Origin of the sequence: Dietzia aurantiaca (assembly GCF_021033825.1) — a bacterium.
In the GTDB taxonomy this organism is placed as follows: domain Bacteria; phylum Actinomycetota; class Actinomycetes; order Mycobacteriales; family Mycobacteriaceae; genus Dietzia; species Dietzia aurantiaca.
Genome location: NZ_JAIFXZ010000015.1, coordinates 28,905 through 43,430, shown reverse-complemented (window position 1 = coordinate 43,430; position 14,526 = coordinate 28,905). Strand labels below are relative to the sequence as shown.

At 69.9% G+C, this 14,526-nt stretch carries 9 protein-coding genes; 4 read left to right on the top strand and 5 right to left on the bottom strand.

Annotation, left to right across the window (positions count from 1 at the left end; all coding sequences use genetic code 11):
* Nucleotides 1-135 precede the first annotated feature (135 nt).
* Nucleotides 136-3,996 carry an Ig-like domain repeat protein gene (locus K3888_RS14500; protein ID WP_230930988.1) on the top strand — a complete coding sequence of 1,287 codons (3,861 nt, stop codon included), beginning with the start codon at nt 136-138 and terminating at the stop codon, nt 3,994-3,996.
* A gap of 104 nt (nt 3,997-4,100) precedes the next feature.
* Nucleotides 4,101-5,561: an aldehyde dehydrogenase family protein gene (locus tag K3888_RS14495; RefSeq protein WP_230930987.1), complete on the top strand. Its 1,461-nt coding sequence runs from the start codon at nt 4,101-4,103 to the stop codon at nt 5,559-5,561.
* 46 nt (nt 5,562-5,607) lie between these two features.
* Here the strand turns inward: K3888_RS14495 and K3888_RS14490 are convergent, their stop codons facing one another.
* A complete protein-coding gene (locus K3888_RS14490; RefSeq protein WP_269075228.1) occupies nt 5,608-6,414 on the bottom strand; it encodes a crotonase/enoyl-CoA hydratase family protein in 807 nt (268 codons plus the stop codon).
* A gap of 81 nt (nt 6,415-6,495) precedes the next feature.
* Between K3888_RS14490 and K3888_RS14485 the strand changes: the two genes are divergently transcribed.
* Nucleotides 6,496-8,133 carry an acyl-CoA synthetase gene (locus K3888_RS14485; protein ID WP_230930986.1) on the top strand — a complete coding sequence of 546 codons (1,638 nt, stop codon included), beginning with the start codon at nt 6,496-6,498 and terminating at the stop codon, nt 8,131-8,133.
* 2 nt (nt 8,134-8,135) lie between these two features.
* The gene (locus K3888_RS14480; protein WP_230931051.1) at nt 8,136-9,242 is read left to right on the top strand and encodes an NAD(P)H-dependent flavin oxidoreductase; all 1,107 of its coding nucleotides are present in this window, start codon (nt 8,136-8,138) and stop codon (nt 9,240-9,242) included.
* A gap of 191 nt (nt 9,243-9,433) precedes the next feature.
* On the opposite strand, the gene trhA is transcribed toward K3888_RS14480, so the two are convergent.
* The 4 genes from trhA to K3888_RS14460 all read right to left on the bottom strand — a co-directional run bounded on the left by trhA (nt 9,434) and on the right by K3888_RS14460 (nt 14,389).
* A complete protein-coding gene (gene trhA, locus K3888_RS14475) occupies nt 9,434-10,186 on the bottom strand; it encodes a PAQR family membrane homeostasis protein TrhA (protein WP_230930985.1) in 753 nt (250 codons plus the stop codon).
* A 165-nt stretch (nt 10,187-10,351) separates the two neighbouring features.
* The gene (locus K3888_RS14470; RefSeq protein ID WP_230930984.1) at nt 10,352-12,070 is read right to left on the bottom strand and encodes an AMP-binding protein; all 1,719 of its coding nucleotides are present in this window, start codon (nt 12,068-12,070) and stop codon (nt 10,352-10,354) included.
* Nucleotides 12,067-13,128: an acyl-CoA dehydrogenase family protein gene (locus K3888_RS14465; RefSeq protein WP_230930983.1), complete on the bottom strand. Its 1,062-nt coding sequence runs from the start codon at nt 13,126-13,128 to the stop codon at nt 12,067-12,069. Before K3888_RS14465 ends, K3888_RS14470 begins: the two co-directional genes overlap by 4 nt.
* 1 nt (nt 13,129) lies before the next feature.
* A complete protein-coding gene (locus K3888_RS14460) occupies nt 13,130-14,389 on the bottom strand; it encodes an acyl-CoA dehydrogenase family protein (protein WP_230930982.1) in 1,260 nt (419 codons plus the stop codon).
* Between the last annotated feature and the right edge of the window lie 137 nt (nt 14,390-14,526).

Sequence of the window (14,526 nt, the reverse complement as noted above, 5' to 3'; positions counted from 1 at the left end):
AAGATCGGCGGACAAGCATTCACCCCCCAGGTCGTCGCTCACGACACTGAATTTGCGGGGATGGGCTACGTCCGTTGGGAGGGAGACAGGTCGATCGCGCCGGGTGGCCGCCTGACCTTTAGTGTCGACTACCTCGTGACGAGTAACTGTGCCCGGGAGACGAATCTTGAATCGACCGCGCACGTCGCCGGCACCCTCGGCGGATATCAGAGTTTTCCTCCCAGTGCTTTCCTCGGGGGCCCTTACATTCAGGTCAAGAAGGACGCCACCTCGGTCGCGCTGGCAGCCTCGCCCACTGCTGCGGTCATTGATGAGGATGTGACTTTCACCGTCACTACCTCCGGAATCGGCGACGGCGAAACCGTGGCTATCAGCGGCGACGGCACCGGCGACGCCGCCGCAACGGTGAACGGCAACACTGCCACCTTCACCCGCTCCTTCGACTCCACGGGCACCAAGAACGTGGAGGTCGCCTACGCGGGCTCCGCGATCGCACACCCCGCCGGCCCGGCTTCAGTGGCCGTCGAAGTGGGCAAAATCCAGTCAACGATCTCCATCGCCGCAGCCGAACCCGCCATGGCAGGGTCCCCGGTGCCGCTGACCGCCAGCACCACCGGAATCCCGAATGGCGAACCCGTCGAGTTCCGAGTGGACGGCCGGGCGCTCGGCACCGCGAACGTCACCGACGGCACCGCGATCTACACCGACTGGAACCCCGATACCGCAGGCAATTACACCATCCGCGCGGCCTACGCGGGCACGGCCACCGTTGCCAGTTCGCTGTCGCCACAGGTCGGCGTCAATGTGATCGACCCCGTCCAGCAGACCTCCACCACCCTCGCCGTGGACCCGGCGCCGGTGCCCGGCCAGGCCTCCACCCTGACCGCCACCGTCACCGAGGGCAACGACGGCGACAGAGTCGAATTCACCGACGGCGGTCACACCCTAGGCACGGCCACCCTCGACGGCGGCGTAGCCAGCATCGAATGGACCCCGACCGCGGGCCAAGCCAACGAGCCCTACAGCCTCAGGGCCCGCTATGTCGGCTCGCCCGGCTACGCGGCCTCCACCTCGACGGCTGTGGCCGGCACCGTGGGCCTCGTCCAGACCTCGGTGTCCGACGTGGCCGCGCCAGCTACCGCCACAGTGGGGGAGCAGGTGCAGCTCAGCGCGACCGTCACCGGCGGAACCGCAGGCCAGATCATCGAATTTCGAGACGGCGAGACGGTCCTGGATACCGTCAGTCTCTCCAGCGGAGGTGTCGCCACCGCCTACTGGACACCCAACGCCACCGGCGACTACCAGGTGACCGCCCACTACCCGGGCAGCAGCACCACCACGTCGTCGTCGTCGCCCAACGCCACCACGGTCAGCGTCCGAGCCGCCCAGTCGACCGTCACCCTCACGGCACCCTCGACGGTGAGCGTCGGCCAGGCCACCACCCTGACCGCCGACACCACTGGGATCGCCGACGGTCAGAGCATCAGCTTCCAGGTGGGCGGCACGGAGATCGGCACCGGCCTGGTGAACAACGGCCGGGCCAGCTACGCCTGGGCCCCCACTGCAAGCGGCGAGCATCAGATCAAGGCTTTCTACGCTGGCACAGACACCGTGACCGGCTCGGAGTCCGAGCTGGTCACCGTCGAGGTAGCCGAGACCGCCACCAGTACCTCGGCCGTCACCGCTTCGACGAACCCGGTTACCGGTGAGCCCGTCACCCTCAGCGCCGCCGTCACCAGCGGAACCGAGGGCGTCGACGTGGTGTTCCGCGACGGCAACACCGAGCTGTGCACCGCCCAGCTCGCAGCCGACGGCACCGCGACCTGCCAGTGGACCCCGGGTCAGGTCGGCGCCGTCAACGTCATCGCGCACTACGCCGGCGACTCCACCACCTCGGCGTCACAATCCACGGGCGCCACCACCGTCACCGTCGCCCAGGGGATCGTGGCCGCGCCGAGCGACCTCGCGGTGAGTCCCGCGAACCCCACCGCCGCAGACACCGTCACGGTCTCCGGAACGGCACCCGCAGGTTCCGAGGTCTCCGTCTATACCTTTGATGGACAGCACGAGTGCTTTGCGACTGCAGACTCCAGCGGGGCGTTCAGTTGCGAGCTCGGCATCCTGCCGTCGGGCCAGCACCAGATCCAGGCCTTCGCCACGCTCAACGGCGTCATGTCACAGCAGTCCAGAATGTCGGTGACGGTCACCGCCGCTGCCACCAGCATCGAGCTGACCGGACCCGGCTCAGTCCAGCCCGGGCAGGCCGCCGGCCTGATCATCACCACCGCCGGGATCGCCGACGGTGAGCAGCTGGACATCACGGTCGACGGGACAAGCCATGGCACCGCCACCGTCACCGACGGCGCGGCAAACTACCAGTGGTCCTCAGCCAGCACCGGCACCTTCGAGATCGTCGCGACCTACGCCGGCTCTGACTGGGCCGAGCCGGCCCAGTCGCAACCGTTGACGATCTCGGTGGACGAGACCGCCACCCAGACCTCCAACGTCACCGCGTCTACAGGCGCGACCATCGACCAGCCGGTCACCCTGGCGGCCACAGTGTCGGGGGGTTCTGAAGGCGCCGACGTGCAGTTCCGTAACGGCTCTGACGTGCTGTGCACCGGTCAGCTCGACGCCGACGGCACCGTGGAGTGCGACTGGACCCCGGCCACCGCCGGGACCGTCACCGTGCGGGCACACTATCCGGGCGATGCGACGACCGGCGTCTCGCAGTCGCCCAACGCGACCAGCGTCACTGTTGCGCAATCCACCTCCACCATTGCCCTGACCGCGACCAGCCCGGTCGAGGTCAACGGCACCGTCACGTTTGAGCTGAATACCACCGGGATCGCCGACGGCCAGACCGTCGACATCACGGTGGGCGGCGCCGTGGTGGCCTCGCCGACCGTCTCCGCAGGCCAGGCCACGGCCACATGGACGGCGCCCGGCACCCCGGGCACGCTGAGCGCCGTCGCGCAGTACGCGGGCAACGCTACCGTCGCCGGATCGACGTCCGAGCCGGTGAGCATTGAGGTGGGCAAGGTGCCCACTACGATCAGCACTGTCGACGCAGGACCGCAGGCGACCGCCGGCCAGCCGGCCACCCTGTCAGCTACCGTCACCGGCGGAAACGTGGGCGCCGACGTGGAATTCCGTAACGGCACCGAGGTCCTGTGCGCTGGCCAGGTCGCGGCCGACGGCACCGTGGAGTGCCCGTGGACGCCGACCGCGACCGGCACCGTCCAAGTGACCGCGCACTACGCGGGCGACAACACCACCGGCGCCTCCGACTCGGCCTCCGCCACCACCATCACGGTGGTCGAGGCCCCGGACACCGAGGCCCCCGCGGCGCCCACCGGGATTACGGTCTCGCCGCAGCCGGCCACCGCGAGGCAAACGGTCACGGTCACCGGCTCGGCCGAGGCCGACTCGACGGTGTCGGTGATGGTCGACGGCGTGGAGATGTGCGAGGCCATCGCGACGGACGGGACGTTCGAGTGCAGCTTCGTGGCGACCGAGGGCATGGACGGCCAGCAGGTAACGGTGACCGCCACCGATGCGGCCGACAACACCTCGGACGCGGGCAACGGTGGAACACTGCAGGTCGACCCGGTCGTGGTTGATCCGACCGAGCCGACCATCACTGTGACCCCGGCTCAGCCGGTCGCCGGGCAGGAGGTCGAGATCGAGGTCACCGGTGACGCGGGCGAGGAGGTCGTGATCATCTCCGGCGATCGCGAGATCTGCCGCGTCACGCTCGACGAGGACGGGAACGCCACCTGCGAGTGGACCCCCGCGGCGGAGGGGCAGACCGTCCTCAAGGTCACCGTGGGTGACCAGACGGTGGAGAAGACCGTCACCGTCCGGCCCGCGGGCGGAGGTGGTGGCGACGACAACGGCTCCGGCTCGCTCGACTCCGGCTCCCTCGGCAGCCTCGTCGGCGGGACCGGCGGAACGTCCGGATCGCTCGGGTCACTGAGCTCGCTCGGCGGCTGATACCGCGTATCGCCGAGGGCCCGCCTTCTCATCCAGAGGAGGCGGGCCCTCGTCGTCGTCGACTCCTACCCCCACCGCGCGAGAACAGGTTCTACCCTGGGGGCATGGTCACCACACCCACCGCCCGCGACCTCACCCTCGCCCAGATCCTCGAGCGGCAGAAGCAGGCGTTTCTCGCCGACCCGCAGCCCAGCGCCAAGGTCCGTCGTGACCGGATCCTTCGGCTCAAGCGGCTCATCCTGGACAACGCCGCCGAGCTCACCGAGGCGATGCGCGAGGACTACGGCTCCCGGCCCGAGACGCTGTCGACGCTCACCGACATCGCGTCCTCGATGCCGGACCTGGACCACCAGCGAAAGAACGTCAAGAAGTGGATGAAGCCCACCCAAATCTCCCGCGCCCTCGACAAGCTGGGCTTCCAGCAGGAGGTCCGGCACGACCCCAAGGGCGTGGTGGGGATCATCGGGCCCTGGAACTTCCCGCTCTACCTCACGATCGTCCCGGCCGGGTCCGCGCTGGCCTCCGGCAACCGCGTGATGATCCGGCCCTCCTCCGTCACTGCCCGCACCACCGAGGTGCTGTGCAGGCGGGCGCCCGACTACTTCTCCGTGGATGAGCTGGCCATCGCCGGACCCGAACACGGCCGCGGCGCCGACTTCTCCAAGCTGGCCTACGACCACCTGTTCTTCACCGGCTCACCGGGCGTGGGTAAGTCCGTCGCCAAGGACGCCGCCGAGAACCTCACCCCGGTGACGCTCGAGCTGGGCGGCAAGAACCCGGTGGTCGTGGACACCTCCGCCGATGTCAGGCGGGCAGCCCGCAACATCGCCTCCGCCCGCCTGGTCAACGGTGGCCAGGTCTGCATGTGCCCGGACTACGTGTTCGTGCACGACGATCATTACGACGCGTTCTGCGACACCGTGTTGGACCAGTGGCGCCGTACCCTGCCGGCGATCGTCGGCAATCCTGATTACACGGCCACGGTCAACACCTCGAACTACGAGCGGATCGTCGGCCTGGTGGACGACGCCGTGACCAAGGGTGCGACCAAGCGCGACGCGACGCCGACGGGGGAGCGGTTGCCGGACGCGCTCACCCGGAAGATCGCGCCCACCCTGCTCACCGGGGTGACGCCCGAGATGGACATCGACTCCGACGAGGTGTTTGGTCCCGTCCTCACCGTGTTCCGCTACTCGAGCATCGACGAGGCGATCCGGTACATCAACGACCGGCCCAGCCCGCTCGTCCTGTACTGGTACGGAGACAAGAACGAGCGGTTCGAGACTGTGGCCGACCGCACCCGCTCCGGCAACATCTACGGCAACGACTTCGGCATCGGCATGGTCTCCTCCGCCATCCCGTTCGGCGGCGTCGGGAACTCCGGCATGGGCTCCTACCACGGCCACTACGGCTTCCGGACCTTCACGCACGAGCGTGCCGTGGCTCTGCACTCGTTCGACTACTCCGCCGCCGACTTCATGGTGCCGCCGTTCGGGCCGGACAAGAAGAAGCAGGCGTCGATGTACTTCGGCGCGATGAAACTGCGGACGCGGCTGGGGTTCTAGCCCCGCGCCCGCGGAGGGGCCGAGTGTGGCGGGCGAAGCGCCGGGGTTACTCTCCCCGGAACTCGGCCTTGCGCTTCTCGGCGAAGGCGCGCGGGCCCTCCTTGGCGTCGGCGGAGGCGAACACGCGGCCGCCCACCTCGGCGTCGATCTTGAAGGCCTCCTCCTCGTGCATGCCCTCGGTGCGCCGGATGGTCTCGATCATTCCCTGCACAGCGAGCGGGCCGTTGGCGGCGATCGCCTCGGCGATCTCGAGCGCCTTGTCCAGCGCCGAGCCGTCGTCCACCACGTGGCCGATCAGCCCGAAGCGCTCGGACTCCTCGGCGGTGAGATGGCGGCCGGTCATGAGAACCTCCATCGCCACCGTGTACGGGATCTGGCGGACCAGCCGCACAGCCGAACCGCCCAGCGGGTACAGACCCCAGCGCGCCTCCGAGACACCGAACTTGGCCGAACGTCCAGCCACGCGGATGTCGGTTCCCTGCAGAATCTCGGTGCCGCCCGCGATGGCCGGGCCCTCGACCGCGGCGATGAGCGGCTTGCTCAACCGGCGCCCCTTGAGCAGCGCCGGGAGCTTCGTCAGATCCCAGCCACCACCGGCGAACTTATCTCCCGGGGCGTCCTTGTTCATGGCCTTGAGGTCGGCCCCGGCGCAGAAGTAGCCACCCGCGCCGGTGAGGATGCACGCGCGGATCTCCGGGTCGGAGTCCACCAGGTCCCAGGCGGCCTCCATGCCGCGCATCATCGGCCCCGACAGGGCGTTGCGCGCCTCGGGCCGGTTCATCGTGACGATCAGGACATGACCGCGCCGCTCGGTGAGCAGGTGCTGGTCCTCGGGCGTGACGGCGCTGGTCAACGGAGCCTCCTGGGAAAACTGGTCGAAGTGAGATTCAAGTAACACTCACCACGGGACGGTAACACGTTCTACTTTGGTGGCATGGCTTACACCATCGGAGATCTTGTCGAGCACAGCGTCGATCGCGTGCCGGACCGCGAGGTCCTGGTCCAGGGTGATCGGGTCCTGACATTCCGCGAACTGGAGGAGCGCGCCAACCGCCTCGCGCACCACCTCCGATCTGTCGGCGTGGGCCCCGAGGGGAAGGTCGCGGTCTACAGCCGCAATACCATCGAAGCCGTCGAGACGATGGTCGCGATCTTCAAGATCCGCGCGGTCATGGTCAACGTCAACTTCCGCTACGTCGCGCCCGAACTCGAGTATCTGCTGAACAACTCGGACAGCGTTGTCGTCGTCGTCGAACGTCGCTACACCGACGTCCTCGCCGAAGCCCTCCCGCAGACCCCGGGCGTCACCCACGTGGTGGTGGTCGAGGACGGCACCGACGGCCCCGACCCGCAGGTCCCCACCGGCGTCACCGTCTCCCACTACGAGGACGCGCTGGCCGCCCAGCCCGCCGAGCGCGACTTCGGCGAACGCTCGAACGACGACATCTACATGCTCTACACCGGCGGAACCACCGGCTTCCCCAAGGGCGTCGTGTGGCGGCAGGAGGACGTGTTCATGGTCCTCGGCGGCGGCATCAACTTCCTCACCGGCGAGAAGGTCGCCGACGAGTGGGAGCTCGCCAACAATGCCGTCGACGGCGGCGTCCTGGTCCGCGCCGCCCTCCCGCCGCTCATCCACGGCGGCGCCCAGTGGGCCATCCTCATGGCCTTGTTCGCCGGCCACACCAGCGTGCTCGTCCCCGAGTTCGACGCCGAGGCCGTGTGGCAGACCATCACCGACCGCAAGATCAACCTCATGTTCATCACCGGCGACGCCATGGCCCGCCCCATGATCGAGGCCTGGGACCCCGAGAAGTACGACGCCTCGAGCCTGCTCTACATCGGCTCCTCCGCGGCCCTGCTCTCGCCCTCCGTCAAGGACCAGTTCGTCGACGCATTCCCCAACCTCATGCTCTCCGACGCGATCGGCTCCTCCGAGACCGGATTCTCCGGCCTCTCCACCGCCGAGAAGGGCAAGAACCACACCGGTGGTCCCCGCGTGATGATCGACGGCGAGACCACCGTGCTCGACGACGACGGCAACGAGGTCCAGCCCGGATCCGGGGTCATCGGCAAGGTGGCGCGTACCGGGCACATCCCGCTGGGCTATTACAAGGACGAGGCCAAGACCGCCGAGACCTTCCGTACCTATAACGGCAAGCGCTACGCGATCCCCGGCGACGACGCCCGCGTCGAGGAAGACGGCACCGTCACCATGCTCGGCCGCGGCTCGGTGTCCATCAACACCGGCGGCGAGAAGGTGCACCCCGAAGAGGTCGAAGCAGCGCTCAAGACCCACCCGGACGTGTACGACGCGCTGGTGATCGGTGTCCCGCACGAGCGCATGGGCCAGCAGGTCGCCGCCGTCCTCCAGACCCGCGACGGCACCTGCCCGCCGATCGAGGAGCTCAACGAGTACGCCCGCAAGGAGATCGCCCGATACAAGTGCCCGCGCGCACTGTGGGTCGAACCCGCCGTCAAGCGGAACCCCGCGGGCAAGCCCGACTACCGCTGGGCCGCGGAGATCGCCGCGTCCCGCCCCGCCGCAGACAGCCAGGAGATAACCAAGTGAGCATCAAGACCGCCCTCGCCGAGGAGTTCGGGATCGCATACCCGATCTTCGCGTTCACCCCGTCCAAGTACGTGGCCGCCGCCGTGACGCGCGCCGGTGGCATGGGTGTGCTCGGCGCCGTCCGCTACAACGACCCGGCCGAGCTCGACGAGGTCCTCACCTGGATGGACGCCAACACCGACGGCAAGCCGTACGGCGTCGACGTGGTGATGCCCAACAAGGTGCCCACCGAGGGCAGCTCGATGGACCTGGGCGCCATGATCCCCGAGGAGCACAAGGCCTTCGTCAACCGCGTCCTCGACGACCTCGGCGTGCCGCCGCTCGGCGACGACGCCGGGAAGAACGCCGGCGTGCTGGGCTGGCTCCACTCGGTGGCGCAGTCGCACGTCGACGTGGCGCTGAAGCACCGGCCGGTGCTCATCGCCAACGCGCTCGGATCGCCGCCGGTCGAGGTGATCGAGCAGTCGCACGCCGCAGGACTCAAGGTCGCGGCGCTCGCCGGTAGCACCAAGCACGCGTTGGCGCACGTGGAGAACGGGGTCGATATCGTGATCGCCCAGGGTGGCGAGGCCGGCGGGCACACCGGTGAGGTGGCGACGATGGTGCTCGTGCCCGAGATCATCCGCGCGCTCGACGGCCGGGCGCCCGTGCTCGCCGCCGGCGGGCTCGGCGACGGCACGCAGGTCGCGGCCGTGGTCGGCATGGGCGCGCAGGGGGCCTGGATGGGCTCGCGCTGGCTCACCGCCGCCGAGTACGCCGAGGACGGTGGCTCGCGCGCCATGCAGAAGGCGCTGCTCGCCGCGACCAGCCGCGACACCGTCCGCAGCCGCATCTACTCCGGCAAGCCGGCCCGGCTGCTCAAGAGCAAGTGGACCGACGCCTGGGCCGCTGACGACGCGCCCGATGCGCTGCCGATGCCGCTGCAGAACCTGCTCGTGGCCGAGGCGCACCAGCGCATCTCCGAGGCCCAGGACCCCGAGGTCGTGGCCATGCCGGCCGGGCAGATCATCGGTTCGCTAGACGGCATCGTGCCGGTCGCCGACACGATGGCGCAGATTGTCGCCGAGTACGAGGCGGCCGTCGAGCGGCTGCGGGCCTCGCTGGGCTGAGCTGGCTGGCCATTTCGAGGCAGCCCCCTCAGTTGCAAGACGTCGCCCCCGAGCTGCAAGACAGGAGGTTCGATTTCGAAGCCGAATCTCGCGTGATTTGTCTTGCGACTGCGGAGCGATGTCTTGCAACCGGGCGCGGGTCGGCGTGCGGGGGTCGGCCTGCGGGGGTCGGCCTGCGGGGCGGCGCGAACTCAGCTGCCGAGGACGAACAGCAGCATCGCGGCCCAGTGGCAGGCGAACGCCACGACCGTGCACGTGTGGAACACCTCGTGGAAGCCGTACACGCCCGGCACCGGGTCGGGTCGCTTGAGCCCGTACACCACCGCGCCGCCCGTGTAGGCGAGGCCGCCGGCCAGCACCAGGCCCACAGCGACGGGATCCACGTTGATGAGGTCACCGGCGAACCACACCGCGGTCCAGCCCAGGACGATGTACAGCACCACGTACAGCCAACGCGGGGCCGAGAGCCAGAACAGCCGGAACGCGATCCCCAGCAGCGCGCCCGTCCACACGACGACCAACAGGATCGTGCTGGCCGGCGGCTCGAGTGCGGCCACCGTCATCGGCGTGTACGTACCGGCGATGAGCAGGAAGATATTCGAGTGGTCCAGCCGTCGCATCAGTGCCGCGGCCCGTGGGGACCAGTTGCCCCGATGATAGAGCGCCGAGATTCCGAACAGCAGCGACGAGGTCGCCAGGAACACCACACACGCCCACTTCAGCGCGGTGCCATCTGCCAGCGTGGTGAGTACAACGCCCAGTGCGATCGCCACCGGCAGCGTGCCGGCGTGGATCCAGCCCCGGAGTAATGGCTTGGGCGGGATGGCGGCGATACCGAAGTCGTCGTCCTCGGCCACCTCGTGACCCGCGCCGGGGGAGTCGGGGTCGTCGGGGAAGTCGGGATGATCGTCAGACCGGCGGCCGGTGTTCGCGGTAGAGGGCACGCTCCGAACCTACCCGCGTGGCCTGCGCTGCTCGTTCAGCGTGATGCGCACTCCGCGAGCAAGTTAGGCACCATCAGCGAGAATCCGATCGGCGTGTCGCACGCTGATGGTACTCAGAACCGGGCGGCGAGAAGACGGGGGCTGCCCCTGAGCCCCCTGAGCGGATCACGCCGACGGCGAGAACCCCTCTGCCCCCTGCCCGCGCACCCACACCCGGTCCCCGGCGGGCTCGGCGCCGAGTGCGGTGAGGTCGCGGGCCCGGAACTTGAAGCTCGCGGTCCGCGGCAGTGCCGAGGTGATCCGAAGCAGCGTCGGCCACTGCTTGGGACCGAGATCGTGCTGCCCGGCCAGGAAGTCACCGAGCCCCTCGGCGAACCAGCAGGCCACCGTGGCATCGGTGTCGCCGCGCAGCACCACCGCCGCGGCCACGGCATCACCGATGGCGCCGGGGCCGCGCACCTCGGCCGCCGGCACGGCGTAGACGCCCACTTCGGCCACATCGGGATGACGCCGCAGCACGCGCTCGATCGGTGCTGCGGCAAGATTTTCGCCGTCGACACGCATCCACCCGCCGGAGCGCCCGGCGAAGTAGACGTACCCGTCGTCGTCGACATACGCCAGGTCGCCGGAGTGGAAACGTCCCCCGCGCATCCTCTCCGCGTCGGCGGACGGGTCGCCCCAGTACCCGGCGAACAGGCCGGGCCCGTCGGCGATCATCTCGCCCACGGCCTCGTCGGGGTTGACCAGCGCGCCGTCGGCGTCGAACCGGGCGCGTGGGCATTCGGCGCCGGTCTCCACATCGACGATCCGCACGCCCGCGGGCAGCGGACCGAGCGCGGCGTCCGGGGTGTCGGGCGTGCGCGAGATGGACAGACCGCCCTCGCTGGAGCCGAACCCGTCGACCACACGCGCGCCGAAGCGGCGGGTGAACTCGTGCCGCACGTCGGCGGGGGCCTCGTTGCCGTAGACGACGCGCATGGGATTGTCGGCGTCGTCGGGCCGTTCGGCGGTGGCGAGGATGTAGGACAGAGGCGCGCCCACGTAGTTGGCGAACGTGCAACCGTAGCGGCGGACGTCGTCCAGCCAGCCCGACGCGGTGAAGCGGCGGCGCTGGGCGATCGAGCACTGCGCGAACAGTGCGATCGGCCAGGCCACCATCACGGCGTTGGAGTGGAAGAGCGGCATCGCGCTGTACACGCAGTCGGCCGGTCCCATCTCGAACCGCTCGGCGAGCATCCGCCCCGGCACCGATATTTTGGACTGGGTGATGCGCACGGCCTTGGGGTCGCCGCTGGTGCCGGAGGTGAACACGAGCGCCACCAGGTCGTCGGCGCCGGTGGGGACGGTGTCCGGGGCGGGCAGAGTGGCGTCGGCGTGTCGGGTCAGCAGCGACGACCACTCCGGCGAGTCCACCGAGATCACCGGGACGCCGGCGTCGAGGCCGTCGAGGAGGGCCTCGTTGTCCGCGTCGGTGAGGATGACGGCGCAGTTCGCCAGCGTCGCGTCGCGCAGGAGTGCCTCGCCGCGCCGCGTGGGGTTGAGGCCGGCCACGACGAGCTCCGAGCACGCCGCCGCGCCGAGCAGGTGAAGGTACTCCGGGGTGCCGGACATGAGGAGCCCGACGTGGGGATGCGGCGCGTCCGGCGCGGCGGGGGCGCCGGGTGACGAGTCCGACGACGACGACACGTCCGCCCGCGACCCCATCAGTTCCCGCAGTGCTGCGATCCGCACGGCGCTCTCCCGGGTCGCCTGCGACCAGGGCGTGAGCTGGCCGTCGGCCCAGATGCCGCGGTCGTCGATCTCGGACAGGGCGTGCACCGCGTCGGCGACCGAGCGGAACGGCTCGGCGGCGACATCGGCGATCGTCCGCACAGCGGCGCTCATGCCGAGTACTCCCACGGGTCTCCGTCGGTGGCCAGCACGTCGCCCAGGTCGAGCAGCTGCCGGGTGGCGCCACCGAGACGGAACTCGCCGGCCTTGGCGGCGAGGAAGTAGCGGTGCGCGGGCTCGGAGCGGTCCAGGCCCACGCCGCCATGGATGTGTACGGCGCTGTGGGCGAGGCGGTGGCCGGCGTCGCAGGCCCAGAAATGGGCGGAGGCGACAGCGTCCCGGGCGGCGGACCCCGGGTGGCCACTACAGGCGTCGAGCTCGTAGGCCGCGCGCAGGGTGGACAGGCGGACCGCGTCCACGTCGATCATCCCGTCGGCCAGCCGGGCCGCGACGGCCTGGAATGAGCCGATGGGCCGACCGAACTGGTGACGAGTGGTGGCATAGGCGGCTGTGCGCTCGAGCGCGGCCTCGATCACCCCCCACTGATAGGCGGCCAGGTGGACGCGGCGGGTGAGGGCGTCGAAGGCGGCTGCGCCCTCCGGCAGCGGAGCCGGTTCTCCAAGATCTCCGGTGACCACGCCGGCGCAGGAGAAGTCCACGGGCACTGTGCGCTCGACGCTCACCGAGTCGCGGTCGGCAACGTGCAGGCCGTCGCCGTTTGCCCGGAGGACCAGATCGGCGACCGGTGCCCAGTCCACCTCGGGCGAGCTGCCGTCGGCCACGGCGGCGATCTCGCGCCCCTCGGCCACGGCGGCCGCAAGATCGGTCAGGCCGGTCGCGGCGAGCAGGTGGGATGCCCGAATCGCCGGGCTCAGCGGCACGGGCGCGAGCACGCGGCCCAGCTCGCGGAGCACCAGCACGTCCGCCACCACGCCCAGCCCGGCACCGCCGAGGGGCTCGGGCGCCAGCGCGGCGGGCACACCCGCGCGCACCAGCTCGTCCCAGCACCGGGCATGGAAGCGGGCGGTCTCCCGGTCGGTCCCGCCGGACTCGGTACCGGGGCCGAAGCGGGCGTCGAGTTCGCGCAGGGACTCGTCGGTGACCAGCTGCTCGCCTATCTCGCGGACGAGTCCGGCCAGCTCTGCGGTGGTGTCGTCGACGGAGAAATCCATGTCAGCTGTCCTTCCGGGCGGTGCTGGCGGGGGCCGGCGCGACGCGCGGCGCCGGCGGCAGTCCGAGGCCGGCTGCGGCGATGATGTCGCGCTGCACCTCGTTGGTGCCGCCGCCGAACGTGAGGATGAGGGCCGAGCGGTGCAGGCGCTCGATGCGGCCGTGCAGCGCCGCGGTGGGGGAGTGGGACCGCTGGTGACCCGACGAGCCGAGCACCTCCATGAGCAGGCGGTATGCCTCGCACGCGGTCTCGGTTCCGTACACCTTGGTGGCCGAGGCGGCGATGCGGGTCGGCGCTGCGGTGTCCGCGGAGACGATCTCCCAGTTGCGCAGTGCCAAGTACTCGGCCATCGCGTGGACGCGCGCGAGGTGGGTGCGGACCCATTCGTGCTCGATCACCATGCCGTCGCCGAGCAGGCCGACCTCGGCGGATCGGGTGGCCTGCGCCCAGGCGAGCACCTGTCGCAGCGAGGCCTGCAGCGGCCCGGCGGAGGTGAGGGCGACGCGCTCGTGGTTGAGCTGGTTGGTCATCAGCGGCCAGCCGCCGTGCTCGGGGCCGACGAGGTTGCTCGCCGGGACCACCACGTCCTGGTAGTAGGTCGCGCTCGTGTCGGGGCCGGCCATGGTGTGCACCGGGGTCCACGAGAAGCCCTCGGCGGTGGTGGGCACGACGATCATCGAGATGCCCTTGTGGCGCCCCGCGTCCGGATCGGTGCGGGCGGCCAGCCAGATCCAGTCGGCGTACGCGACGAGCGACGTCCACATCTTCTGGCCGTTGATCCGGTAGACGTCCCGGCCCTCGTGCTCGCCGGTCCCGGCCTCGCGGACCGCGCGCGTACGAAGCGACGCGAGATCGGTGCCGGAGTCGGGCTCGGAGTAACCGATGCCGAAGTGTAGCTCGCCGCGGCTGATGCGCGGGAGGAAGTAGTTCTTCTGCTCGTCCGAGCCGAACGCCATGATCGTCGGCGCGACCGAGTTGATGGTGAGAAAGGGCACCGGCACGCCGGCGATCGCCGCCTCGTCGGTGAAGATGAGCTGGTCGATCATCGGGCGGGCGCGGCCGCCGAACTCCTCGGGCCAGCCCAGGGTCAGCCAGCCGTCGCGGCCCATCTCCGCGACGATCTCGCGGTAGGCGTTGCCGTGGCCGTACTCGCCGGTGGTCGAGGTGAACGCCTCACGTCGCTCGGGCGTCATCAGCGCCGAGAAATACTCTCGCAACTCGCCGCGCAGCCGCTGCTGATCGGGGGTGTAGGTGATGTCCATGGGTCCCTATGCCTGTCGTTGCGGTTGGAACGTGTTCCAGTTATCCGAATCACGCTAACACCGTGGGGCGCCGGATGGCGGGGCTCGGCGCGAGTGCGGCCCGACCGTGGCCGGTGACTTACACTCATGCTCGAGTA

What these genes read in the sequence shown, in the direction of transcription:
- K3888_RS14495 (WP_230930987.1), top strand. Translation starts at nt 4,101, where the DNA reads ATGGTCACCACACCCACCGCCCGCGACCTCACCCTCGCCCAGATCCTC.
- K3888_RS14470 (WP_230930984.1), bottom strand. Translation starts at nt 12,070, where the DNA reads ATGAGCGCCGCTGTGCGGACGATCGCCGATGTCGCCGCCGAGCCGTTC.
- K3888_RS14485 (WP_230930986.1), top strand. Translation starts at nt 6,496, where the DNA reads ATGGCTTACACCATCGGAGATCTTGTCGAGCACAGCGTCGATCGCGTG.
- K3888_RS14465 (WP_230930983.1), bottom strand. Translation starts at nt 13,128, where the DNA reads ATGGATTTCTCCGTCGACGACACCACCGCAGAGCTGGCCGGACTCGTC.
- K3888_RS14460 (WP_230930982.1), bottom strand. Translation starts at nt 14,389, where the DNA reads ATGGACATCACCTACACCCCCGATCAGCAGCGGCTGCGCGGCGAGTTG.